This is a genomic window from Sphingopyxis sp. USTB-05, from assembly GCF_023822045.1.
Classification (GTDB): Bacteria; Pseudomonadota; Alphaproteobacteria; order Sphingomonadales; family Sphingomonadaceae; genus Sphingopyxis.
In genome coordinates this window covers 4,138,736-4,161,701 of record NZ_CP084712.1, presented here as the reverse complement: position 1 = coordinate 4,161,701, position 22,966 = coordinate 4,138,736, and the positions used below count along the sequence as shown (strand labels likewise).

The 22,966-nt window shown below is 63.4% G+C and carries 28 protein-coding genes; 16 read left to right on the top strand and 12 right to left on the bottom strand.

Going from position 1 to position 22,966, the window contains the following annotated elements; all coding sequences use genetic code 11:
* Window positions 1-50: 50 nt before the first annotated feature.
* Together mnmE and KEC45_RS19270 are read right to left on the bottom strand one after the other, a co-directional pair.
* Entirely contained in the window at window positions 51-1,334 is a 1,284-nt protein-coding gene (gene mnmE, locus KEC45_RS19275) for a tRNA uridine-5-carboxymethylaminomethyl(34) synthesis GTPase MnmE (RefSeq protein ID WP_062186231.1), read from the bottom strand.
* A gap of 44 nt (window positions 1,335-1,378) precedes the next feature.
* Window positions 1,379-1,675 (bottom strand): DUF6489 family protein, encoded by a 297-nt coding sequence (locus KEC45_RS19270; RefSeq protein WP_062186233.1) that lies wholly within the window; start codon window positions 1,673-1,675, stop codon window positions 1,379-1,381.
* A gap of 107 nt (window positions 1,676-1,782) precedes the next feature.
* Here KEC45_RS19270 and KEC45_RS19265 point away from each other — a divergent pair, with 107 nt between their 5' ends.
* From KEC45_RS19265 to KEC45_RS19255, 3 genes are read left to right on the top strand one after another with little or no spacing between them, the layout of a single operon-like run.
* A complete protein-coding gene (locus KEC45_RS19265; RefSeq protein WP_062186235.1) occupies window positions 1,783-2,481 on the top strand; it encodes a dienelactone hydrolase family protein in 699 nt (232 codons plus the stop codon).
* 35 nt (window positions 2,482-2,516) lie between these two features.
* Window positions 2,517-2,879, top strand: a complete 363-nt coding sequence (locus KEC45_RS19260; protein ID WP_062187030.1) for a nuclear transport factor 2 family protein — start codon at window positions 2,517-2,519, stop codon at window positions 2,877-2,879.
* A gap of 23 nt (window positions 2,880-2,902) precedes the next feature.
* The gene (locus tag KEC45_RS19255; protein WP_238586811.1) at window positions 2,903-4,468 is read left to right on the top strand and encodes an FMN-binding glutamate synthase family protein; all 1,566 of its coding nucleotides are present in this window, start codon (window positions 2,903-2,905) and stop codon (window positions 4,466-4,468) included.
* Here KEC45_RS19255 and KEC45_RS19250 read toward each other — a convergent pair.
* The 6 genes from KEC45_RS19250 to hemE all read right to left on the bottom strand — a co-directional run bounded on the left by KEC45_RS19250 (window position 4,465) and on the right by hemE (window position 8,810).
* Window positions 4,465-4,851, bottom strand: coding sequence for a DUF1489 domain-containing protein (locus KEC45_RS19250; RefSeq protein WP_252171251.1), 387 nt, complete (start codon window positions 4,849-4,851; stop codon window positions 4,465-4,467). The two genes, KEC45_RS19255 and KEC45_RS19250, sit on opposite strands and share 4 nt — an antisense overlap.
* Window positions 4,852-4,926: 75 nt before the next feature.
* On the bottom strand, window positions 4,927-5,589 hold the full coding sequence (locus KEC45_RS19245; protein ID WP_152682531.1) for a TerC family protein: 663 nt from the start codon (window positions 5,587-5,589) through the stop codon (window positions 4,927-4,929).
* A gap of 59 nt (window positions 5,590-5,648) precedes the next feature.
* Window positions 5,649-5,942 carry an antibiotic biosynthesis monooxygenase gene (locus tag KEC45_RS19240; protein ID WP_062186241.1) on the bottom strand — a complete coding sequence of 98 codons (294 nt, stop codon included), beginning with the start codon at window positions 5,940-5,942 and terminating at the stop codon, window positions 5,649-5,651.
* Between the two features lie 10 nt (window positions 5,943-5,952).
* Window positions 5,953-7,209 (bottom strand): transcription termination factor Rho, encoded by a 1,257-nt coding sequence (gene rho / locus KEC45_RS19235; protein WP_037557490.1) that lies wholly within the window; start codon window positions 7,207-7,209, stop codon window positions 5,953-5,955.
* A 194-nt stretch (window positions 7,210-7,403) separates the two neighbouring features.
* Window positions 7,404-7,850 carry a CopD family protein gene (locus KEC45_RS19230; protein WP_062186243.1) on the bottom strand — a complete coding sequence of 149 codons (447 nt, stop codon included), beginning with the start codon at window positions 7,848-7,850 and terminating at the stop codon, window positions 7,404-7,406.
* Window positions 7,851-7,853: 3 nt separating this feature from the next.
* A complete protein-coding gene (gene hemE, locus KEC45_RS19225; RefSeq protein WP_238586812.1) occupies window positions 7,854-8,810 on the bottom strand; it encodes a uroporphyrinogen decarboxylase in 957 nt (318 codons plus the stop codon).
* 412 nt (window positions 8,811-9,222) lie between these two features.
* Here hemE and KEC45_RS19220 point away from each other — a divergent pair, with 412 nt between their 5' ends.
* From KEC45_RS19220 to KEC45_RS19165, 12 genes are all read left to right on the top strand, one after another.
* Window positions 9,223-10,035, top strand: coding sequence for a pyruvate, water dikinase regulatory protein (locus KEC45_RS19220; protein WP_062187034.1), 813 nt, complete (start codon window positions 9,223-9,225; stop codon window positions 10,033-10,035).
* Window positions 10,032-10,628, top strand: a complete 597-nt coding sequence (locus KEC45_RS19215) for a Maf family protein (RefSeq protein WP_083436011.1) — start codon at window positions 10,032-10,034, stop codon at window positions 10,626-10,628. Before KEC45_RS19220 ends, KEC45_RS19215 begins: the two co-directional genes overlap by 4 nt.
* Entirely contained in the window at window positions 10,625-11,440 is an 816-nt protein-coding gene (aroE, locus tag KEC45_RS19210) for a shikimate dehydrogenase (RefSeq protein ID WP_193749231.1), read from the top strand. The genes KEC45_RS19215 and aroE overlap by 4 nt, the downstream gene beginning before the upstream one ends.
* Window positions 11,437-12,060 (top strand): dephospho-CoA kinase, encoded by a 624-nt coding sequence (gene coaE, locus KEC45_RS19205; protein ID WP_062186247.1) that lies wholly within the window; start codon window positions 11,437-11,439, stop codon window positions 12,058-12,060. The genes aroE and coaE overlap by 4 nt, the downstream gene beginning before the upstream one ends.
* 19 nt (window positions 12,061-12,079) lie before the next feature.
* Complete coding sequence (dnaQ, locus tag KEC45_RS19200) at window positions 12,080-12,781, top strand: DNA polymerase III subunit epsilon (RefSeq protein ID WP_062187040.1); 702 nt, start codon at window positions 12,080-12,082, stop codon at window positions 12,779-12,781.
* Between the two features lie 45 nt (window positions 12,782-12,826).
* A complete protein-coding gene (gene raiA / locus KEC45_RS19195; RefSeq protein ID WP_062186249.1) occupies window positions 12,827-13,399 on the top strand; it encodes a ribosome-associated translation inhibitor RaiA in 573 nt (190 codons plus the stop codon).
* A gap of 152 nt (window positions 13,400-13,551) precedes the next feature.
* Window positions 13,552-14,016 (top strand): PTS sugar transporter subunit IIA, encoded by a 465-nt coding sequence (locus KEC45_RS19190; RefSeq protein WP_062186250.1) that lies wholly within the window; start codon window positions 13,552-13,554, stop codon window positions 14,014-14,016.
* 21 nt (window positions 14,017-14,037) lie between these two features.
* Window positions 14,038-14,376 carry a DUF1491 family protein gene (locus KEC45_RS19185; protein WP_062186252.1) on the top strand — a complete coding sequence of 113 codons (339 nt, stop codon included), beginning with the start codon at window positions 14,038-14,040 and terminating at the stop codon, window positions 14,374-14,376.
* 197 nt (window positions 14,377-14,573) lie between these two features.
* On the top strand, window positions 14,574-15,239 hold the full coding sequence (locus tag KEC45_RS19180; RefSeq protein ID WP_062186254.1) for a cell wall hydrolase: 666 nt from the start codon (window positions 14,574-14,576) through the stop codon (window positions 15,237-15,239).
* Between the two features lie 160 nt (window positions 15,240-15,399).
* Window positions 15,400-16,029, top strand: coding sequence for a DUF4136 domain-containing protein (locus tag KEC45_RS19175; RefSeq protein WP_062187042.1), 630 nt, complete (start codon window positions 15,400-15,402; stop codon window positions 16,027-16,029).
* Entirely contained in the window at window positions 16,026-17,135 is a 1,110-nt protein-coding gene (locus KEC45_RS19170; RefSeq protein ID WP_252171250.1) for a M14-type cytosolic carboxypeptidase, read from the top strand. Before KEC45_RS19175 ends, KEC45_RS19170 begins: the two co-directional genes overlap by 4 nt.
* Entirely contained in the window at window positions 17,135-17,608 is a 474-nt protein-coding gene (locus tag KEC45_RS19165) for a GNAT family N-acetyltransferase (protein ID WP_062186258.1), read from the top strand. The genes KEC45_RS19170 and KEC45_RS19165 overlap by 1 nt, the downstream gene beginning before the upstream one ends.
* Before the next feature lie 93 nt (window positions 17,609-17,701).
* Here KEC45_RS19165 and KEC45_RS19160 read toward each other — a convergent pair whose 3' ends face one another.
* Window positions 17,702-18,157, bottom strand: coding sequence for an Hsp20 family protein (locus KEC45_RS19160; protein ID WP_062187044.1), 456 nt, complete (start codon window positions 18,155-18,157; stop codon window positions 17,702-17,704).
* 187 nt (window positions 18,158-18,344) lie between these two features.
* On the opposite strand from KEC45_RS19160, the gene gpmA reads away from it, so the two are divergent.
* The gene (gene gpmA / locus KEC45_RS19155; RefSeq protein WP_062186260.1) at window positions 18,345-19,031 is read left to right on the top strand and encodes a 2,3-diphosphoglycerate-dependent phosphoglycerate mutase; all 687 of its coding nucleotides are present in this window, start codon (window positions 18,345-18,347) and stop codon (window positions 19,029-19,031) included.
* 113 nt (window positions 19,032-19,144) lie between these two features.
* On the opposite strand, the gene KEC45_RS19150 is transcribed toward gpmA, so the two are convergent.
* From KEC45_RS19150 to KEC45_RS19140, 3 genes are all read right to left on the bottom strand, one after another.
* Window positions 19,145-21,235 (bottom strand): TonB-dependent receptor, encoded by a 2,091-nt coding sequence (locus KEC45_RS19150; protein WP_062186262.1) that lies wholly within the window; start codon window positions 21,233-21,235, stop codon window positions 19,145-19,147.
* 151 nt (window positions 21,236-21,386) lie between these two features.
* A complete protein-coding gene (gene dapD / locus KEC45_RS19145; RefSeq protein WP_062186264.1) occupies window positions 21,387-22,229 on the bottom strand; it encodes a 2,3,4,5-tetrahydropyridine-2,6-dicarboxylate N-succinyltransferase in 843 nt (280 codons plus the stop codon).
* A complete protein-coding gene (locus KEC45_RS19140; protein ID WP_062187045.1) occupies window positions 22,226-22,903 on the bottom strand; it encodes a pyrimidine 5'-nucleotidase in 678 nt (225 codons plus the stop codon). The genes dapD and KEC45_RS19140 overlap by 4 nt, the downstream gene beginning before the upstream one ends.
* Window positions 22,904-22,966: the final 63 nt, after the last annotated feature.

The window sequence follows — 22,966 nt, the reverse complement described above, 5'->3', positions numbered from 1 at the left end:
GCGCATCGAATCCACCGCGCTGCGACCGGCGCGATGTTTCACGTGGAACATCATTTCCCGATGCAGAAACGCCCGAACAACGCGTCGAGCATATCCTCCACTCCGGCGCGCCCGGTGATCCGGTCGAGCGCCGTCGCAGCGAGCCTAAGCCGTTCGGCGAGCAGGATTAAATCGCGCGCTTCGCGTGATCCTACCTCGATCGTGAGCCAATCGCGCGCTTCGGCGAGCGCGACACGCTGACGCTCGCGCAGCGCCGCTTCACCCTCGCGCGGCAGCAAGGTCCGCGCCATGTCGACAATATAGCGATGAAGCCTGTCCATCCCCTCGCCCGTCGTTGCCGACAGGACCAGATCGCAGCGCGCCGCTTCGGCCTCTGCCGCCGCATCACCGGACCAGCGATCGGCCTGCGCTGCGATCAGGATAGCGCGCGGATGTTGGGGCGCTTCTTTCGGCGCCCCAAGCCAAAGCAGGATGTCGGCGCCTTCAACCGCCGCCTTCGCGCGGTCGATCCCGATCGCCTCGATAACATCGGCACCTTCGCTGCGAATTCCCGCGGTATCCGAAAAGCGCATCGCGATGCCGTCGAGCGCGAGCGGGGTTTCGATCACGTCACGCGTCGTCCCGGCCACCGGCGAGACAATCGCCAGCTCGCGCTGCGCCAAGGCATTGATCAAGGTCGATTTTCCGGCGTTCGGCGGACCCGCGATTACAACTGAAAGCCCTTCGGCGATCACCTCCGCCGCCGGCCGCGCCAGCCATTCGTCCATCTCGCCCGAAAGCGTCCCCATCCCCGCAATCAAACGCTGCGCGACACTTTCGCCAACTTCGACATCATCCTCATCGGCAAAATTGAGCTCGGCCTCGGCGCCCGCCATCAATCCGAGCAGCCGATCCTGCCATCCCTCCACCGCGCGCGACACATGCCCGCTTGCCATGCCAAGCGCCTGCACCCGCTGACTCTCGGTCTCCGCGGCGAGAAGATCGGCAAGCCCCTCGGCCTCGGCGAGATCGATCTGCCCATTTTCGAACGCCCGCCGTGTAAATTCGCCAGGTTCGGCGCGCCGCAAGCCCGGCAGTGCGCCCAATGCCGTTTCGACTGCCGCGACCACCGCACGCCCGCCATGCAAGTGCAGTTCGGCGAGGTCTTCGCCCGTCGCCGTCGCTGGACCGGGGAACCACAGGATCAGCGCGCGATCGAGCGGCATACCCTCCGCATCCTTGAGCGCCGCAAGCGAGGCATGGCGCGCTTCGGGCAATCGTCCCGCCAGCGCCCGGAGCGCCGATCCCGCCGCTGGCCCGCTCACGCGTACGACACCGATCGCCGCCGGCGGCATCCCGCTCGACAGCGCAAAAATCGTATCTCTTACATCGGCTTGGATCAGCTCTTGCGCCCCTTGGCGGCCTTGTCGTCGTCGTCCTTGTCGGCCGATTTCGACCCGCCACCCATCAATCCACCGCCGAACTGGCCAAGCAACGACTGCACCAGCTCAAGCCCGCTGCCGCCCATCGGCACCCACGTCTTGACCATAGACTGGACCATATCGGGCGTGATGCCCTTCGCCATCAATTCCTTGACGCGGTCGAGGTAGATATCGTGCAGCGGCTCAAGATCGGGAAGGCCGAACAGCCGCCGGGCCTCTTCGGGGGTGCAATCGATCTCGATATTGAATTTCATCGCCTGTCTCCGCCCCGAAATGCCGGTTAGCCGCTTGAGCCCTGCTCATAGCCCCGCTAGCTTTGCGCTTTCCCAGCAAAGAAGCAAGAGACAGGAGAGCTCCCCACATGGCCGCGACCAACACTATCATCCCGACGCTCGACGGCGCCGGCAACATTCCCGCCTATGTCGCGCGCCCCGACGCCGACAGCACGCGCGCGATCATCGTCATCCCCGAAATTTTCGGGGTCAACGAAGGCATCCGGAAGAAGTGCGACGACTGGGCGGCCGAGGGTTATCTTGCGATTGCACCCGACATTTTCTGGCGGTTTGCCCCCGGCGTCGAGCTTAGCCCCGATGTCGAGGCCGAATTCCAGCAGGCGCTCGGATATTTCGGCCAATATGACGCCGACGACGGCGTCAAGGATATCGAAGCCGCAATCCACTGGCTGCGCGACCAGGGTGCGGACAAGATCGGCTGCGTCGGCTTCTGCCTCGGCGGCCGCCTTGCCTATATGGCGGCGACGCGCACCGATATCGACGCGTCGGTCGGCTATTATGGCGTGATGATCGACCAGATGCTGAATGAAAGCCATGCGATCGCCAATCCGTTGATGCTCCATATCCCAACCGAGGACCATTTCGTCGACCATGCCGCGCAAAAGAAGGTCCACGACGCGCTCGACCCGCATCCGAAGGTCATCCTCCACGATTATCCGGGGCTAGACCATGGCTTTGCCGCGACGATGGGCAATCGTCGCGACGAGGAAGGTGCGCAACTCGCCGACGGCCGCACCCGTGCCTTCTTTGCCGAGAAGCTTGCGTGAGCGCTCATCCTGGTCTCGCCGCCTGGCACGCCTATATGGCGGGCGGCGGCGACCCGCAGGCCTTGCGCGACCTGCTCGCCGAGGATGCGGTCTTTCACTCGCCCGTCGTCCACACACCGCAGGCGGGCCGCGACAAGGTATTCGCCTATCTCCACGCGGCGAGCCATGTCCTTGGCGGCGACGATTTTCGCTATCTTCGCGAGATCGTCGATGGCGATCAGGCGATGCTGGAGTTCCAGAGCAGCCTCGACGGCATCCAGATCAACGGCGTCGACATCATCACATGGAACCATGACGGAAAGATAAGTGATTTCAAAGTGATGGTACGACCGCTCAAGGCGATCAACAAGGTCTGGGAAAAGATGGCGGCGATGCTCCCTGAACAGGCGGGTCAGTAGCGGGCCGAACGGTGCTTCGCTGGATCGCCTTCCCTGTCCTCCTGGCCGCGACGGCGTTCGCGGCCTGGTGGACGCCCGCGCGCTGGACGCTGCTGCTTTGGGTCCCGCTCCTCCTTATTGCCGTCTATGACGCGGTCCAACGCCACCACAGCCTCCGCCGCAACTTCCCCCTGATCGCGCGCATTCGCTGGCTGTTCGAGGAAGCTCGCCCCTTCCTTTACGCCTATGTCGTCGAGGGTCCGTTCGACGGGCGGCCCTTTACGCGTGCCGAGCGCGACATCGTCTATGCGCGCGCGAAGGGCGAACTCGACAGCCATCCCTTCGGCACCGAACTGGACGTCTATTCGGACGAATATGAATGGATGAGCCACAGCATCGCGCCGGCCGCGGGCCCCGACCGCACGCAGCGTGTGCTCGTCGGCGGACCGCAATGTGCGCGGCCCTACGCCGCCGCGCCGCTCAACATCTCGGCGATGAGCTTCGGTTCACTCGGCGCCAATGCGATCGAGGCGCTCAATCGCGGCGCACAAATGGGCAATTTCTACCACGACACCGGTGAGGGCGGCTTCAGCCCCTATCACCGCATCCATGGCGGGGACATCGTGTGGGAGCTTGGCAGCGGCTATTTCGGCTGCCGTGACGACGAAGGCCGCTTCGATCCCGAACGCTTTCGCGACACCGCGCAAAACGACCAGATTCGGATGATCGAGATCAAGCTCAGCCAAGGCGCGAAGCCCGGCCACGGCGGCGTCCTCCCGGGGCCCAAGGTCAGTAGCGAAATCGCCGCGACGCGCGGTGTTCGCGAAGGCCACGACTGCATCTCGCCCGCCTCGCACTCGGCCTTCTCAACGCCGATCGAGATGATCGTGTGGGCGGCCAGACTGCGCGAACTGTCCGGCGGCAAACCCGTCGGGATCAAATTATGCGTCGGGCAGCCGCACGAAATCTATGCCGTCATGAAGGCAATGATCGAAACCGGCATACGGCTCGATTTCATCGTCGTCGACGGCGCTGAAGGTGGCACTGGTGCTGCGCCGGTCGAATTTTCGAACAGCGTTGGCATGCCCTTGAGGGAAGGCCTTATTTTTGTACGCAACGCGCTCGTCGGCTGCGGGCTCAAGGAAGAGATCAAGCTCGCCGCGTCGGGCAAAGTCCATTCGGGCGCGGGGCTCGCGATGAATTGCGCATTGGGCGCCGACTGGTCGAACGCCGCGCGCGCCTTCATGTTCACGCTGGGCTGCGTCCAATCGCTCAAATGCCACACCGACCAATGTCCTACCGGGGTCGCGACGCAGGATCCCGGCCGCCAGCGCGGGCTGGTGGTCGAGGACAAGGCCGAACGCGTACGGCGCTTTCAGGCCGCGACGGTGAACGCGCTGTGGGACATCAGCTCGGCAATGGGGCTCGAATCGCCCTGGCAGATCCAACCGCACCATCTTCACGAGCGCCTGAATTCGGCACGCTCGGACTCGATCGACCGCATCTATAAATTCTACGCGCGCGGGGTGCTGCTCGAAGATCCGGGATCGGTCGCGGGTGCCCGCTATTGGGCCATGGCGCGCGCCGACAGCTTCCGCGCGGCGCTCTAGATCAGGCTTAGTTCCGCCAGTTCGCGATAGAGTTCGGGCGGCAGATCAGCGAGCCCATCGCCCTCGTCCACTCCGCTTGGCGCATCGCTGTCGGCCAGATAACGCCAGCCCTGATGTGCGCGCTTTGGCTGCGGATGAATCCGCTCGAGCGCCGCGACGCAGACGATATCGATCCGCCCGTCGCTGCGATCATCGAAGCGCAGAATTTCAACGCGCGCGACAAGCGTATGCTTGACGATGAAATGCAGCTTGCCGCCGATCAGTTCGTCGGCGCGCTTCGGCTTGAACCGCGTCGTGAAACGGATCTCGCCGTCTTGCGCATAGTTGGTGATCCGCGCCTGCAGCGCCGGATAGTCGGCGCAGCCGACGGCGACGCGGGTCATATGAAGCTGGGACATGCCCGAGAGATGGGAAGCCGGCGAAAAAAAGCCAGCCCCGAAGGACTGGCTTTTCCCTTTTTAGCCGAAGAGCGTCCCGATCCCGACGCCGGGGTCGACCCAGCCTTCGTAGATCATCTTGATCGCGACATAGACGATGACGGCAAGGCCGACATAGGCGATCCAGCGGTAACGCTCGATATATTTGGCGATAATGTTTGCCGCGACGCCCATCAGCGCGACGGCAAAGATCAGGCCGACGATCAGGATTCCCGGATGCTCGCGCGCCGCCCCCGCGACTGCGAGCACATTGTCGAGGCTCATGCTGACGTCCGCGACGGCCACCGCCCAGGCTGCGCCGGCAAAGCTCTTGGCGGGCTTCAGGCCCGAATGCTCATCACCCTCGACTTCCGGCGAACCATGCGACTGGCCGGTGTGGCGCAGCTCGCGCCACATTTTCCACGCGACCCAGATCAGCAGCAGCCCACCGACGAAGATCAGCCCGACGATCTGCATCAACTGTGTCACGACGAGCGCGAAGGCGATGCGCAGGACAAGCGCTGCAAGCACGCCGATCAGGATGACCTTCTTGCGCTGTTCGGCGGGAAGCCCCGCCGCGAGCGCGCCGACGACGATCGCATTGTCGCCCGCAAGGACGAGGTCGATCATCAGCACCTGCAGGAAGGCGGCGAAGGCCGCAGGCTCGGTGATGTTCGAGAAATCCTTGACGATCGCTTCCCACATACCCGCGGGTCCGCCAAATCCGGCGGCATGCGTGCCCGCCTGGGTCAAAAATTCCAAAATCACACCGGCTCTCCGAAATAGCTGACCTCTGGCATAGGGTCATAAAAGTGATGCAGCAATGCCCGCCACTGCTGGTAGCGGTCCGATTGCCGGAAGCCGTCGCGGTGATCCTCGACCGACCTCCACTTCACCAAAAGCAGATAAGCCTGTCCGGTTGCTATCGGGCGACAAATTTTAAGCGAAATAAAGCCCGGCGACGCTTCGATCAGCGGACGAGCTTCGGCCACGGCCGCCTCGAATTCGCTTTCGCGTCCCACGCGGACGTGAAGCAGCGCATGTTCGATGACGGCCATGCCGAAAACCTTATTGGTTCATCGAGTCGAAGAAATCCTCGTTGGTCTTCGAATCCTTGATCTTGTCGAGCAGGAATTCCATCGCGTCGACAGTGCCCATCTGCATGAGGATGCGGCGCAGCACCCACATTTTCGACAGCTTGTCCTTCTCCACGAGCAATTCTTCCTTGCGGGTGCCCGATTTGCCGACGTCGAGCGACGGGAAGATGCGCTTGTCGGCAACCTTGCGGTCGAGCACGATTTCCGAGTTACCCGTGCCCTTGAATTCTTCGAAGATGACTTCATCCATGCGGCTGCCAGTATCGATCAGCGCGGTCGCGATGATCGACAGCGAACCGCCTTCCTCGATATTGCGCGCGGCACCGAAGAAGCGCTTGGGGCGCTGGAGGGCGTTGGCGTCGACGCCGCCGGTCAGCACCTTGCCCGACGAAGGAACGACGGTGTTGTAGGCGCGGCCGAGGCGCGTGATCGAGTCGAGCAGGATGACGACATCCTTCTTGTGCTCGACAAGGCGCTTCGCCTTTTCGATCACCATTTCGGCGACCTGCACGTGGCGCGTCGCGGGTTCGTCGAAGGTCGAGGAAACGACTTCGCCGTTCACGCTACGCTGCATGTCGGTGACTTCCTCGGGACGTTCGTCGACGAGAAGGACGATGAGGTAAACCTCGGGGTGGTTGTCGGTGATCGCCTTGGCGATATTCTGCAGCAGCACCGTCTTACCGGTACGCGGCGGCGCGACGATCAGCGCGCGCTGACCCTTGCCCTGCGGGCTGACGAGGTCGATCACCCGCGCCGACTTGTCCTTGACGGTCGGGTCGACGGTATCGAGCGACAGCTTCTGGTTCGGATAAAGCGGCGTGAGATTGTCGAAATTGACGCGGTGACGCACAGCTTCGGGGTCGTCGAAATTGACCTTGATCAGCTTGGTGAGCGCGAAATAGCGTTCGCCATCGCGCGGGGCGCGAATCTCGCCCTCGACGGTGTCGCCGGTGCGCAGGCCATATTTACGAACCTGGTTTGGCGAGACATAGATGTCGTCGGGACCGGCGAGATAATTCGCATCCGACGAGCGCAGGAAACCGAACGAGTCCGGGAGGACCTCGATCGTGCCCGACCCGATGATTTCCTCGCCCTCTTCGGCGAGTTCTTTCAGGATCGAGAACATCAGGTCCTGCTTGCGCAGCGTCGACGCGCCCTCGACGCCCAGTTCTTCCGCCATTTCGACGAGTTGGGCGGGCGCTTTGGTCTTGAGTTCTTTAAGATGCATTGGATGGATTCCGGGTAGAAAATCAGGGAGAAATGAAACGAATTCGTTGCACCTGCTGGTGCCTATCCGGCCGTGGGACGACCGTTAAAGATAGCGTCGGCGCAAGAAAGCGCCGCCCGCGCTAAGCGGGGTTGATCGGCCCCTATATCCGGGCCGGGTTCAAGTCAATCGCGCTGCGCCGGAAGACGCGGATTCTAAGGGCGGACGACGACGAGGATGACGATGATCGCCGCGGCGATGCCTGGCACCTCGTTGAGCATCCGAAGCTGCTTCTCGCTGAGCGGGCGCTCGCCCTTCTGAAGCTTCTTGAAATATCCGATCATCCAGCCGTGATAGCCCGACAGGGCAACCACGAGCAGGAATTTGGCAATGAACCAACCCTCGCGCCAATAATCGCCGTTGAACGCCAGCATCAGCCCAAAGATCCAGACGATGATCAGCGAGGGGTTCAAAATGATCCGCCGCAACCGATCCTCGCGCTCGATCCATTTTTTATCTTCGTCGGAGCCGACGGGCGCTTGGTGGTGATAGACGAAAAAGCGCGGCATCATGAACAGGCCGGCCATCAGGAAAATCACGAAAATGATATGCGCCGCTTTGACCCAAAGCATCGTCGCCCCCAAAAAGCCTGCCAGTTCCATATTTTATCCGCCGCGAACGCGTCTGATCAGATGTTCGACATGGGCGATCGGCGTGTCGGGCACGATCCCATGGCCGAGATTGAAGATATGGGGACGCGATGGGAAAGCCGCAAGGATACGGTCGATCGCCGTATCGAGCGCGGTGCCGCCCGCGACGAGCGCGAGCGGATCGAGATTACCTTGTACGGGCAGATGCGCCGGCAGGGCCGCGTCGGCCCACACCGGATCGACCGTCTCGTCGAGCCCGATCGCATCGACCCCGGTCTCGTCGGCATAGGCGCGGAGCTTGCCGCCGGCACCCTTTGGAAAACCGATAATCGGCGTATCGGGGTGCAGCGCCTTCAGGCGGCGGACGATCTCGGCGTTGGGCGCGATCACCCATTGCTCATATTGCGCCGGCGACAGGCTTCCCGCCCAACTGTCGAACAATTGGACGGCGTCGACGCCATTCTCGATCTGCCCAGAGAGATAGGTGACGGTCAGGTCGACGATCGCATCGATGATATTCTGGAATGCCGCCGGATCGCCGAACGCGAGCCGCCGCGCGGCCGCCTGATCCTTCGACCCCTGCCCCGCTACCATATAGGTCGCGACCGTCCAGGGGCTTCCTGCAAAGCCGAGAAAGGTCGTTTCGGGCGGCAAGGCTGCGGCAACGCGCGCGACCGTCGCATAAACCGGATCGAGCCGCTGGTGAGCCGTTTCCAGCGACGCTAGCGCGCTATCGACGAGCGGCGGAGCGAGCCGCGGTCCCTCGCCTGCCTCGAACCACAGATGCTGGCCGAGTGCGTGCGGAATCACGAGAATGTCGGAAAAGAGGATCGAGCCGTCGAAACCGAAACGCCGGATCGGCTGCAACGTCACTTCGGCCGCGGCTTCGGGGTCATAGCAAAGCTCAAGAAAGCCGCCCTTGGTTTCGCGAAGGGCGCGATATTCGGGTAGATAGCGTCCGGCCTGACGCATCAGCCAAAGCGCGGGGCGCTCTTGCCGCACCCCGCGCAGCGTTGCGAGCAGACTCTTCGGTGACGCCTTCACGCGGGCCCTCTTTCTCTCTTCATATACATATTTGAATAATATTGTGGTGGTTTGTAGGTCGGCGGACAAGCGCGGCTTTAGGCCGGGGCGTCCTTTTTGCCAACAGCTTGACTCTGCATGCCGCTCGGCCAGCCAGAGAGTCGCAAAGCACATTCCCCCATATTCACAGCCTGTGGATAAGATTCATGCTTTGTGGATAAGCGGTGGAGCGGAATCGACACGGCCGTGGATGAATCCTGCATGCCGATTTCATCCCTGGGCTTATGCCAAAAATTATCCACAGGCCGGCAAAACGCTTCGTGGCTTGCCTTTTTCGGCGCTTTCCCGCCATGGTGCCGCGATGGGCCGGCTCCACTTGCATCTCATATCCGACTCCACGGGCGAGACACTCGAAAATATCGCCAAGGCGGCGATTGCGCAGTTCGACGATGTCGAGGTCGTGCGCCACTTCTGGCCAATGGTGCGATCGGAATCGCATCTCGACCGGATCATGGCCGAAGTGCAGGCAAGTCCGGGGATGATCCTGTTCACGCTGGTGAATGGCGAATTGCGGGTCAGCCTGGAACGCCGCGCGAGTGCGCTCAATCTGCCGACTGTCGCGGCGCTTGACGCCGTCACCGATGCGCTGTCGCGGATGCTCGGACAGGAAGCAAAAGCGCGTCCAGGCCGCCAGCACCAACTCGACGCCGCCTATTTCGCGCGCGTCGAGGCGATCCAGTTCACCGTCGCGCACGACGACGGGATCGGCTGGGAAAATTGGGAACAGGCCGACATCGTCCTTGCCGGCGTGTCGCGGACGTCGAAAACCCCGACGAGCATCTATCTCGCCAATCGCGGTTTCAAGACCGCGAACATCCCGATCGTTCCCGAATCGCCGCCGCCGAACGCGCTGTTCAGCTTGAAGCGCCCGATGATCGTTGGGCTGACGACCGGACTCGACCGGCTGGTGCAGGTGCGCCGCAATCGCCTGCTCTCGCTCAATCAGGCGCCCGAAACCTCCTATGTCGACGACGAGCGGGTAAAGGCCGAACTCGCCTATGCGCGGCGTATGTTCGCCGACAATGGCTGGCCGGTTATCGATGTGACGCGCCGCTCGATCGAGGAAACCGCCGCCGCGGTAATCAAGCTCGTCGAAGATCGCGGCGCGGCATGACCATCCTTCTTGCCTCGCAAAGCAGCGGCCGCGCCGCGATGCTCCGCGCCGCCGGTCTCGAGTTCGAAATCAGCGCCGCGCATGTCGATGAGGAGGCGCTTACTGCTTCGCTGCTCGCCACCGGCCAGACCCCTCGCAACATCGCCGACGCGCTCGCCGAGGCGAAGGCGGTCAAAATCTCGTCGCGGCTTCCGGGTGTCACCGTCATCGGCGCCGATTCCACCCTCGCGCTCGACGATGGGTCGATGCTTTCGAAACCGGAAAGCCCCGAAGAGGCTGAAGATCACCTCCGCCGCATGGCCGGCGCGCGGCACCGACTGTTCAGCGCCGCGGTCGCCGCGCGCGACGGTGCGCCCGTGTGGCGCGCGATTGGCGAGGCGAAGCTGTGGATGCGCCCCTTGTCCGACGCCTTCATCGCCGACTATGTCGCGCGCGAATGGGACAGCATCCGCTGGACCGTCGGTTGTTACGAAATCGAGGGGGCAGGCGTGCAATTGTTCGAACGGGTCGAAGGCGATCCCTGGACCATCATCGGCATGCCGATGCTTCCGCTGCTGGCATGGCTTCGCACCACGGGATTGGCCGTATCATGAGCAATATTCCTTATGCCGAAGTGATCGGCGACCCGATCGCCCAGTCGAAATCGCCGCTGATCCACGGTTTCTGGCTTGAAGCACTGGGGCTCGCCGGCGACTATCGCCGCGCGCATGTAAAATCCGAAGGTCTCGCTGCGTACATCGCGGAGCGCCGTAGCGATCCCGACTGGCGCGGGTGCAATGTCACCATGCCGCACAAGGGTGCGGTGATGGATCTCGTCGATGATCCCGGCGACATTCGCGGTACGATCGGTGCAATGAACACGATCGTTCGGCAGAAGGACGGATCGCTGATCGGTACCAATACCGACGCCGCGGGTTTCTATTCGCCGCTCGCCGAACTCGATCTCGAGGGCGCAGCGGTCGCGGTTATCGGCGCGGGCGGCGCGGCGCGGGCGGTGCTGTTCGCGCTCGCACGGGCGAATGTCGGCGCGGTGACGATCCTCAACCGAAGTCCGCTGAAAGCGATGGGCCTCCTCGCGACATTCGGTCTCAAGGGAGAGGTCGTCGCGCTCGATGCGCAGCTCCCGCCGGTGTCGCTGCTCGTCAATTCGAGCAGCCTTGGCATGAAGGGCCAGCCGCCACTCGACCTCGACCTGTCGCCACTTACCGAAGATGCGATCGTCTACGATCTCGTCTATTCGCCGCTTCAGACCGGCCTGCTCAAGGCGGCCGAGGCGCGCGGGCTCGACACCGTCGACGGGCTCGACATGTTGATCGGCCAGGCCGCGCTCGCCTTCGAGCTGTTCTTCGGGAGCGCCCCGCCCGAGGGCCGCGACGAGGAGCTGCGCGCGCTGCTGACGGCATGACGCATAAGAAACGCCTTGGTTCGCGGCTCCGCCGGCCCTTCATCCTCGGCCTTACCGGATCGATCGGCATGGGCAAGTCGACTGCCGCGGCGATGTTTGTCCGCGAAGGCGTACCCGTCTTCGATGCCGATGCCGAGGTGCACCGGCTGCAAGGTCCCGGCGGTGCGCTTGTCGCTGCGATCGAGGCGCGCTTTCCGGGCACGACGGGTCCGAATGGCGTCGACCGTCAAAAACTCGGCGCGCTGGTGCTCGGCAACGGGCATGAACTCGCAGCGCTCGAGGCGATCGTCCATCCCGCGGTCGGCAAGGCGCAGAAGCGCTTTCTCGCACGCCACCGCGCACGCGACGTCGTTGTGCTGGACATACCTTTGCTCTTCGAAAAGGGCGGCTGGAGAAAAGTCGGCGCGATCGCCGTCGTCTCCGCGCCCGCGTGGATGCAGCGCAAGCGTGTGATGCGTCGTCCCGGCATGACTGCGGCGAAACTGAAGGCGATTCGACGGCTTCAGGTTCCCGATCGCGTTAAGCGGTCGCGCGCCGATTTCATCATCGAAACGGGCCGCCCCAAAAGCGAGACGCACCGTCAGATAAGATTCATCGCCTCTTGTTTCCACGCCCGATAGGGTCCAGATTATGGCTTCGATGCGTGAGATTATTTTCGATACCGAAACTACGGGTTTCGATCCCAAGAGCGGGGACAGGCTGGTCGAAATCGGGTGTGTCGAGCTGGTCGACCGCCGCGAAACCGGCGTCACCTTCCACGCCTATTTCAATCCTGAACGCGACATGCCCGCCGCGGCAGAGGCTGTGCATGGGCTTTCGATCCAGTTCCTCTCGGACAAGCCGCTGTTCGCGACTCGCGTCGACGAGTTGATCGAATTTCTGGGCGATGCGCCGCTCGTCGCGCACAACGCGGCGTTCGACTTCGGTTTCGTCAACGCCGAGCTCGCGCGCGCCGGCCGCCCCGCGCTCGATATGACGCGCATGTGCTGCACGGTGCAGATGGCGCGCAAGTTGCACCCCGGCGCGAAACACAGCCTCGATGCGCTCTGCACACGTTACGGCATCGATCGCAGCCACCGCGTCAAACACGGCGCTTTGCTCGACGCCGAACTGCTCGCGCATCTCTATATCGAAATGACTGGCGGGCGGCAGATCGGCCTCGGCCTCGCCGCTTCGGCTGCAAGCGCGGCCGCCCCGACGGTCGCCGCGCCCGCTGCGTCGCGCGGCCTCGACCGCCCCTTTCGCGAACCCCGTCCCCATATGGCGTCGGCCGCCGAACTCGCGCGCCACGCCGAATTTGTCGCAGGGCTGAATCAGCCGCTGTGGCTCGATACGGTGTGATGACCTTTCCCTAAATCATCGCGCCGGCCAAGAAGGAGAAGAAAAATGGAAATCCGCGTCTCTGGCCACCAGATCGAAACCGGCGAAGCGCTGCAGTCGCACGTATCGGATCGGATGAACGCGATTGCCGACAAATATTTCTCCCGCGCGATCGGCGCGCATGCGACCTTCGGCAAGGGGCCGCATGACAGTTTCCAGTGCGACATCGTCGCGCATGTGATGCAGGGGTTGGTGCTGAAGGGGCATGGCCAGGCACAGGATGCGCATGTCGCGTTCGAAGGCGCCGCCGAGCGTATCGAAAAGCAGCTCAGGCGCTACATGCGGCGATTGAAGGATCACAACAACGGCGTGGCAGCACCTTCGCCGACCGTCGACGAGATCGAGGACAATGCGGGCTACACCGTGTTCGACGCCGGTAGCGAAGAGGATGCGGGCGACGCGCCGGCGATCATCGCCGAAACCCGCGTCGATATTCCGAGCAGCAGCGTGTCCGACGCGGTGATGATGCTCGACCTCCGCAACACCAACGCGCTGCTCTTCGTCAACAGCAAGACCGGCACGCATAATATGGTCTATCGCCGCGACGACGGGACGATCGGCTGGGTCGAACCACGATAAGGCTGGATTTTCTCCGCCATCCGGCTTAAGGGCCGCGCCCAACGATGCCCGAAGCCGGGATGGCGGGGGGCCTGCCACGACAGATCCGCGATCGCCTGCCAGCAATTAAGTGTCTGGCGGCGGCCGGCGTTTAACAAGATTTGACCAGAGCAATGAATCTTTCTTCCCTTCTTTATCCAGCGACCGTGCGCGCGCACGTCCAGCTCGATTCGAAAAAGGCGCTCTTCCCCTTCGTCGGCGACCTCGCGGCGCGTTCGCTCGGTCTCGATGCGGGCGAAGTCAGCGAGGCGCTGCTGGAACGCGAGCGCCTCGGATCGACCGGCTTCGGTCGCGGGATCGCCCTGCCGCACGCCAAGATGGCCGACCTCGGCGGCGTGCGCGGGTTGTTCCTGCAACTCGCGAAACCGATCGAATTCAACGCGGTCGACGGTCTGCCGGTCGACCTGCTGTTCATCCTGCTGTCGCCGCTGGACGCCGGTGCCGACCATTTGAAGGCGCTTGCGGGTGTGTCGCGCATGCTACGCAACGACGCGATCGCCGAACGACTGCGCGGGGCGAAGAATGACGAGGCGCTTTACGCGCTGCTCGCCGACACCGAAACGCGTGACGCGGCGTAACGCCGCACCGCGAGTCATCCCGTGACGCGGCTCAAAAGCCGCTTCCTCGTCGACCTGTTGCTTCGCCGGACCGAAGCGGCGGGCGGTTTCGCGACCGTGCTCGCCAAGGGCGACGAAAATTCGGGCATCATCCTTGTCCAGTGCAGCGATCGCGGCGAACTGGGACCGTTGCTCGAACGGCGTTTTTCGGCGAATGGCCACTATATCTGGGAAGCCGTCGGTCCGGCCGACGCAAAAGATAGTGAATCGCGCGCCGCCTATCAGGAGCGGCGGCGAAAGGCCGATCCCGATCTGTGGCTGATCGAACTGGATATCGCAGATGCGCCACAACTCGTCGCGGAGTGGGCCGCGCTAACTTGACTCTGTTGCGGCGCACAATAACTGGCGCCCATTCGATAACGCGTAGGTCGTTCCGCGGGTTGCACTGCCTTGGCAAAGCACCCGGCAAAACGGTTTGGACACGCAGTCGGACGATGACCGCAGGCGGCGATACAGGACCATAGTCCCCCGCCTGTTTTGAGAGGTTCGGTTCATCGGCCGCACTTTTGACGGACAATATGAGTCGCATTTTGAACGTAGCCGGCATGGCTGCCGTCGGCATGACTGCCGCCTCCATGCTGCTTTTGGCGGAACCGGGCTTCGCAAGCGATCTTGCGGCCGACGCCAATATTCCTGCGATCATCCTGCCGGGCGCCGATGCGCCGGCTGCGGATGAAACGGCGGACCTGCCGACCGATGGCGAACTGCCGGTCGAAGACAGCAAGAAAACCGAAGACGATGTCGCACCCGAGCCGAAGCCGGCCCCGGTGACCGCCGATTCGCTCGCCGAACTCGTCGCCGAAACGCCAAAGCCCGCTGACATCGATCCCGAACTGCGCTGCCTCGCCGGCGCGGTCTATTTCGAATCACGCGGCGAATCGCTTCCTGGCCAACTCGCGGTCGCGCATGTCGTGATCAACCGTGCCCAATCGGGCCGTTTCCCCAAGAGCCTCTGCGGCGTCGTCCATCAGAAAAGCCAGTTCAGCTTCGTGCGCGGCGGCCGGATGCCCGCCATCCGCAACGCCGCGCAGTGGAACAACGCGGTCGCGATCGCGCAGATCGCGCGGGACGGTAGCTGGAAGAACCACGCCCCGGGCGCGCTCTTCTTCCACGCGCGCTATGTCTCGCCGGGCTGGCGCAAGACGCGCATCGCGCAGATCGACAACCACATCTTCTATCGTTGACCCGGGTGGCGCGGCGCAGAGCCGCGCCCTCTTCGTCTCCCGGACTTGATCCGGGACCCAGTCGCGCCATCGTCGGTGGATGCCTGGTCAGGCCCGGCATGACGGAGCAAAGCGCATGCCGTTCATTGCCAAGCCATAATTGCTGGCGCATGATACGGGTATGACGCGTCATCTTTCCGTCGCCCTGCTTGGTTCAGCGGCGCTCGCTCTCGGGGGCTGCGCCACCGCGGTTCCCCCGGTCGAAGTCACCCGCTTTCACACCAACGCGGCGCCGGGTTGGGCACCAGGGACGCGTTACGCCATCGCGACCGCGCCGCTCGATGCTCCGGGGAACGGGGCACCTGGTACGGCCATGCCCTCGCTCGAATGGAACAGCTATCGCGCCGCAGTCGACCAGCAGCTCCAGCGGCAGGGTCTTGTCGCGGCGGGCTCGGGCGAACGCGCGCCGCTCCTCGTCCGTATCGCCTTTGACCGCAGCGAGCAGCTTCCGGAAGGCCGCCGTTCGCCCGTATCGGTCGGCGTTGGCGGTTCGACGGGCAGCTATGGGTCGGGTGTCGGCCTTGGAATCGGGATCAATCTTGGTGGCGGTCCCAAGCGGATGGCCGATCTTCAGCTCTCGGTGCGCATCGACGATGCCGCGACGGGTCAGGCGCTGTGGGAAGGCCGCGCGCTGACCGCCGTTCCGGTAAAGGCGCCCGCCAACCAGCCCAGCCTTGCCGCGGCGAAATTGGCTGAAGCCTTATTCAAGGACTTCCCCGGGGAATCGGGACGCACTATCAGCGTCAAATGACCATCAGCATCAACGCCGCTTTCGACAGCGGCAATATCGTCGTGGAAAATGTCGACGGCACGTCGGCGCGCCTTTCGATTCGCAAGGACCGCGAATCGGACTTTTTCCAATGGTTCCACTTTCGCGTCTCGTGCGCCGTCGGCGATGCGCTCGATCTCGCGATCACGGGCCTCGCCGATTCGGCCTATCCCGACGGCTGGCCTGGCTATGCCGCCTGCGCCAGTACCGATCGCGAAACCTGGTTCCGCCTCGACACCAGCTATGACGCGGGCACGCTGACGATCCAGCACACCGCCGAAAGCCCCATTCTCTATATCGCCTATTTCGCGCCCTATTCGATGGAGCGTCATCAGGATCTCGTCGCCCAGATCGCCGAATGCGAAGGCGTGACTTATCGCTGCCTCGGCACCAGCCTTGAAGGTCAACCGATCGACTGCCTCGAAATGGGCACGGGCGACACACAGGTCTGGCTTTATGCGCGCCAGCATCCGGGCGAGAGCATGGCGGAATGGTGGATGGAAGGCGCGCTGGAAAAGCTCGTCGACCCTGCTGACCCGCATGCGCGTTCGCTGCGCCAGAAATGCCGCTTCCACATCGTCCCGAATATGAATCCGGACGGTTCGTGCCGCGGCCATCTGCGCACCAATTTCGCCGGCGTGAATCTCAACCGCGAATGGGACAATCCGACTGCCGAACGCAGCCCCGAGGTGCTTGCGGTCCGCAATGCGATGGACGCGACGGGTGTCGACTGGGCGATGGACGTCCACGGCGACGAAGCGATCCCCGCGGTCTTCCTCGCGGGCTTCGAAGGCATCCCGTCGCTGAAGACGGAGCAGACAGAGAAATATAAGGCTTTCGAAACCGCGCTCGCCGCGAACACCCCTGATTTCCAGCTCGACCTCGGCTATGCCGAAACCGCGCCGGGGCAGGCGAATCTGTCTATGTCGACGACGCAGCTCGCCGAACGTTTCGGTGCGGTGTCGATGACGCTCGAAATGCCTTTCAAGGATAATCGCGACCTGCCCGACCCTGTCGCCGGTTGGTCACCCGAACGTTCGAAATTGCTCGCGCACGCGTGCCTCGCGACGCTGGACCAGCTTCTCTGATGCGAAAGGCGGACGCCTGGCGGATCGTCGAGGATGATTTGTCGGGCGCCGCCATCCGCGCGCTGCTCGAAGTCCATTTCGCCGGCATGCTTGCGAATTCGCCGGCCGAAAGCTGCCACTTCCTCGACTTCGATGGCCTCCGCGCGGATGGGGTGACTTTCTGGTCCATCCACCGCGGCGACGAGCTTGCAGGCTGCGGCGCACTCAAGATGCTGGGTAGCGCGCATGGCGAGATCAAGTCGATGCGCACCGCCGAACCCTTTCTGCGGCAGGGCGTTGCCGCGCACATGCTCGACCATATCATCGGGGTCGCGAGCGAACGGGGTCTCGAACGCCTCAGTCTCGAAACCGGATCGAGCGGGGCGTTCGAACCCGCGCTCGCGCTTTACCGGCGTTATGGTTTCGTCGAGTGCGAGCCATTCGCCGATTACCGGCCTGACCCGTTCAGCCACTTCATGACGCGTATTCTCTGACGCTTCATTCGCGGGAATGACGAACGGTCCATATGAAAACGGGGCCCGGAAGGGACTCCGGACCCCGTATTTTCGGTTGTTCAGGGGGCGTTGTTACGCGGCCTTCTTGTCCACGATCGTCGGCTGTGCGGCGCCGATCGCAATCTTGTGCGGCTTCATCGCCTCAGGCACTTCTCGTACCAGATCGATAACGAGCAGCCCGTCGGCCAGGTCGGCGCTGTCGACGCGCACGAAATCGGCAAGCTGAAAGCGGCGCTCGAACGCGCGCGTTGCAATCCCGCTATAGAGGAGCTGACGCCCCTCGCCTTCGGCGACCGGCGCCTTGCGGCCGCTGACGGTCAGCATATTCTGCTGCGCGGTAATATCGATCTCGTCCGACTTGAAACCGGCGACCGCGACGGTGATGCGGAAATGATCGTCGGCGACCTTTTCAATGTCGAAGGGCGGATAATTTTCGGCGCCCGAACCGCCCGTTTCGAGGAAATCGAACAGGCGGTCGAAACCGACGGTCGAACGGCGATAGGGGGTCCAGTCGAAACTGTTACGCATGGATCTTTCTTCCTTTTCAAAAGCGAAGTCAGGGACCGCGGCGGTAACCGCGATCGCCACCCGGCCCCGTATCGGCGGCCGGATGAGGACAATCTGGTAGCAGGCGAAACCATTTCAAGAGGGTGGTTGGCGTTCGGCGAAAACCCGCGCTAAAGGGCGGCACATCTCTCCATCCGAAGGATCCGAAATGCCCCAGCTCATCCTCATCCGTCACGGCCAGTCGCAGTGGAATCTCGAAAACCGCTTCACCGGCTGGTGGGATGTCGATGTCACCGAAAAGGGCGTCGCCGAAGCGGTCGCCGCAGGCGAGCTGATGAAGGCGAAGGGCATCGCCCCCGACACCTGCTTCACCTCGGTCCAGTCGCGCGCAATCAAGACTTTGAACCTCGCGCTCGAGGCGATGGGCCGTTTATGGCTCCCCGTCACCAAGGACTGGCGCCTCAACGAGCGTCATTATGGTGGCCTCACCGGGCTCGACAAGGCCGAGACTGCGGCGAAGCATGGCGACGATCAGGTCAAGATCTGGCGCCGCAGCTTCGATATCCCGCCGCCGCCGCTCGAAGCTGGTTCGCCGTGGGACCTGTCGACCGATCCGCGCTATGCCGGCATCGATATTCCTTCGGCCGAAAGCCTGAAGGATACTATCGAGCGCGTGCTGCCTTATTATGAAGCCGCGATCGTGCCGCAGCTTGCCGCGGGCAAGACCGTTCTGATCTCGGCGCACGGCAACAGCCTGCGCGCGCTCGTCAAGCATCTGTCGGGCATTTCGGACGCCGATATCACCGGGCTCGAAATCCCGACCGGCCAGCCGATCGTTTATGAGCTGAACGACGATCTGTCGGCGCGCGAGCGTTATTACCTCAGCGAGAAATAATAGACTTCGTCATTGCGAAGACCCCGGCGAAAGCCGGGGGACGCGGCAATCCAGAGTAGTGTAAACCTCCCTGGATTGCTTCGCTTCGCTCGCAATGACGGGTTGGGCGTGGACTAAAGCGTCCCCGTCACCGTCAGCTGGAAAAAGCGCCCGAACTTGCGCAGCCTTTGTTCGCTGAAGGCCACCGGCCCGTCGCGCCGGTCGACGAACACCGTGCGGTTGAACCCGTCCTTCATCCCCGCAAGGTTGCGGTACGACAGCTTTACCGTGAATCCCGCGACATCCTTATGCTCGATAAAGGCGGTGACGAACGGCCCGTCGGTATATTCCTTTTCGATCGCATTGAGCCGCAAATTCGGGCTGTAGCGTTCGTCGAAATAGCCGCCGCCCCATGCCAGATCGGTGCCGGGAATATCGTGACGCAGACTGAGGTCGACGACATATTCCTGCCCCCCGCTCTGGTCGCGCCACAGCCCGGTGAGCGGGTCGCGCACGCGGTTACGGCGCCAGGTGACGTCGCTGTTGATCCGCGCGCCTTTCCACCCCAGCCGGTCGAGCAGAAGCGTCGCCTTCGAACTGATGCGATAGAGATGCGAAGGCGGCAGATTGCCGCGCCCCTCGGTCGTCGGTGACAATGGCACCTGATCGACCAGATCCTGTGCATAGGCATAAGCGAAGGCGACCGACGCATTGCCCCACCCGCCCATGTCCTGAACGAATTCCAGCTCGGTACGATTGAGCACCGGCGGCACCAACAGGCCGTTGCCGCCATTGCCTTGCCCGTTCGCGACGTCGACAGAGCTCGCGAAATCGAAAAAGTCGAGCTGGTCGACGCGGCGCTGCAGGAACCAGTTGATCGTCGTCTTGCCGCCGACCTTCCACGCCAGCGCGACCTTGCCCTTCGGCCGGATGAAGCGGCGCGTCAGCCCGCCCGGGCCCGACGAGGTCAGTTCGCTATATTCGGCGCCAAGATTGACCTGCGCGGTCAGATTCGACGCGAGCGAGCGCCCCCATGTCAGCGACGCCTCGCCGCGCTTCTCCTCGACCTTGGTCCGCTCGCCGCCGAAGGTGACGGGCAGGAAGCTGCCGTCGGGTTGCAGCACCGCAAATTCGGAATCAACGTCGAGCGTGTTGTACGCGCCCTCCAGCGCGACCTGCCAGTCGGTCCCCCCTCCGGTGCGCCAGCTATATTCGCCGCGCAGGATCGACTCGCCTTCGTCGGCGCTTTGCTTGAAGCGCTCGCCCGTCCGCCCGCCGATCTCACGGTCGACGATGAAGCTGTCGACGAACGGGCTGTGCTCGAAGCGGTACAGGGTGATCAGCTTCAGCCGCCCCTTGCCCAGCCCCAGTTCGTAATCGCCGCCGATATCGAAATTATGCTCGTCTTCGGTGAACCGAAATGCCTCGCGCACCGTGCCGGCGCCGGGCTGAACCGAAATCCCGTCCACCCGTTCGTCAAGGTTGACCAGCTGACCGCCCAGATTGAAATTCCATTTGTTGCCGTTCGCGGTCGTGCGTGCGAGCGCCGCCGACAGGCGCGGCTGGTCGGCGTTGTAGCGGCCGAACTCGTCGCGCACGAACAGCAGGTCGCCATTGCCGTCGAAACGCTGTTCGGGGCCCCAATGCCCCTGACGTCGCGCCTCGTTCTTCAGGCTCAGCGTTACATTCGTGCCGCCAAGCTTGCCCGTCGTCGAAATCTCGCCGTTCAGCCAGTTTTTCTCCAGCCGCGGGCGCCATTCGGGCTGCCAACGGATGGTCGTCTTGAATCCGCCGCTCCCTGCGCCCGCGACGAGCACGACATTCGCGACCTGTCCGGTCAGCCCCGGCACATTCAGTCCGGCGCCGTCGACGATGTCGATATAGGCGACCTCGGCGGCGGTGATTCGTGCGAGTGCGGTGCGCGCGTCGGTCGACTTGTTCGCGATGCGCTCGCCGTTGATCAGGACATTCTCGGTCGCTGCCCCCAGTCCGCGGTTGCCTCCGTTGGTGCCGGTGAGGATAAGGAAACCCGGCACCTTTTCGACCATGTCGAGCGCGGTGCGCGGTGCGAAGCGCGTGAAATCGGCGGGCGTATAACGTTCGGCGCCATTCACCGGGACCGGGATCGCGGGCGGCGCGTCGCCGGTGGGCTCCTGCGCCGCGGCGGGCGCGACCGACAGCAGCGCTGCAACGACAATCGATGACCCGTGAAAAACGGCCGACATAATTCCCCCTCGCAGCCGCTATCGAAACAGCGGGCCTCCCCAATCGCGAATAATTCGCAATGATTATTTTGTTATATTGTGTCTACCAACGGGCAGCAGCCGTCGACGAGCGTCGGTGGCGACGCCCTATTTTGCAGCATCGGTTGGGCAATCAGTCGCGCAGCAGCTCGTTGATACCGGTCTTCGCGCGCGTTTGCGCATCGACACGCTTGACGATCACCGCGCAATAGAGCGACGGCCCCGGCGTTCCGTCGGGCAGCGGCTTGCCCGGCAGCGACCCTGGCACAACGACCGAATATGCCGGCACTTCGCCGATGAAAACCTCACCCGTCGCGCGGTCGATGATCTTGGTCGAGGCGCCGAGATAGACGCCCATCGACAGCACCGCGCCCTCGCGCACGATCACGCCCTCGGCAACCTCGGCGCGCGCGCCGATGAAGGCGCCGTCCTCGATCACCACCGGGCCTGCCTGCAGCGGTTCCAGGACGCCGCCGATCCCGGCGCCGCCCGACAGGTGGACGTTCGCGCCGATCTGCGCGCAACTGCCGACGGTAGCCCAGGCATCGACCATCGACCCCTCGCCAACATAGGCGCCGATGTTGACAAAGCTCGGCATCAGCACTGCACCCTTGCTGATATAGGCGCCGCGACGGACGATCGAACCCGGAACGGCGCGGAAGCCCGCGTCACGGAAACGATTCTCGCCCCAGCCGGCGAATTTCGAGGGCACCTTGTCCCACCAGCGCGCGCCGCCGGGCCCGCCTTCGATCAATTCCATGTCGTTGAGGCGGAACGACAGCAACACCGCCTTCTTCAACCACTGATTGACCTGCCACGTCCCGCTCGCATCGCGTGCCGCGACACGATAGCTGCCGTCGTCGAGCCCTGCGAGCGCGGTCTCGACCGCCTCACGTACCGCGCCCGTCGTCGTCAGCCCCAGCGTATCGCGGGCGTCCCATGCGGCTTCGATTGTGGCTTGCAGGTCGGTGCTCATGAAATTCCCCAAGGTAATGGCAGTGTATCGAGCCAGTCGGCGATGTCGGTCGCGTGGAAATCGACATGCTCGGGCAGGTGGTCGCGATGGCCGCTTTCGCTGCCATTGTCCAGCCAGACGGTCGTCATGCCGAGCGCTTTGGCGGGCGTCAGATTGCGCGCCATATCCTCGACGAACAGGCTTTTTGCGGGATCAATGCCAAGGTGAGCGACCATCATGTCATAGGCGGCGGCTTCGGGCTTCGGGGTATAGCGCGTGACGCGGATGTCGCAGATGCCGTCGAACAGGTCCGCGATCCCGCGTGCATCCAGCACGCGCGCTGCGTAATCGGCATCGGCGTTGGTGAAGATCAGCTTGCGCCCCGGCAGCCGTTCCAGCCCCGCGCGCAGCCGCGCATCGACGGTCAGCCGGTCGAGCGCAATGTCGTGAACGTCGACCAGAAAATCCTCTGGATCGACACCGTGGTGGCGCATCAGCCCCGCCATCGTCGTGCCATGATCGTGGAAATATTGCTTCTGGACTCGCCGCGCCTCGACCGCGTCGACGTTCAGAAGCCGCATGATGAAGGCGCCCATGCGCTCGTCGATCAGGTCGAACAGCTTCGCCGACGGCGCATAGAGCGTGTTGTCGAGATCGAAGATCCAGCTGTCGATATGGTCGAGTGCGGGCATGATGGCCGGGCGCATAGAGGCTGGGGTGCGTAGGGGCAAGCTGGGTCGTTTTACCGGACGGCAATA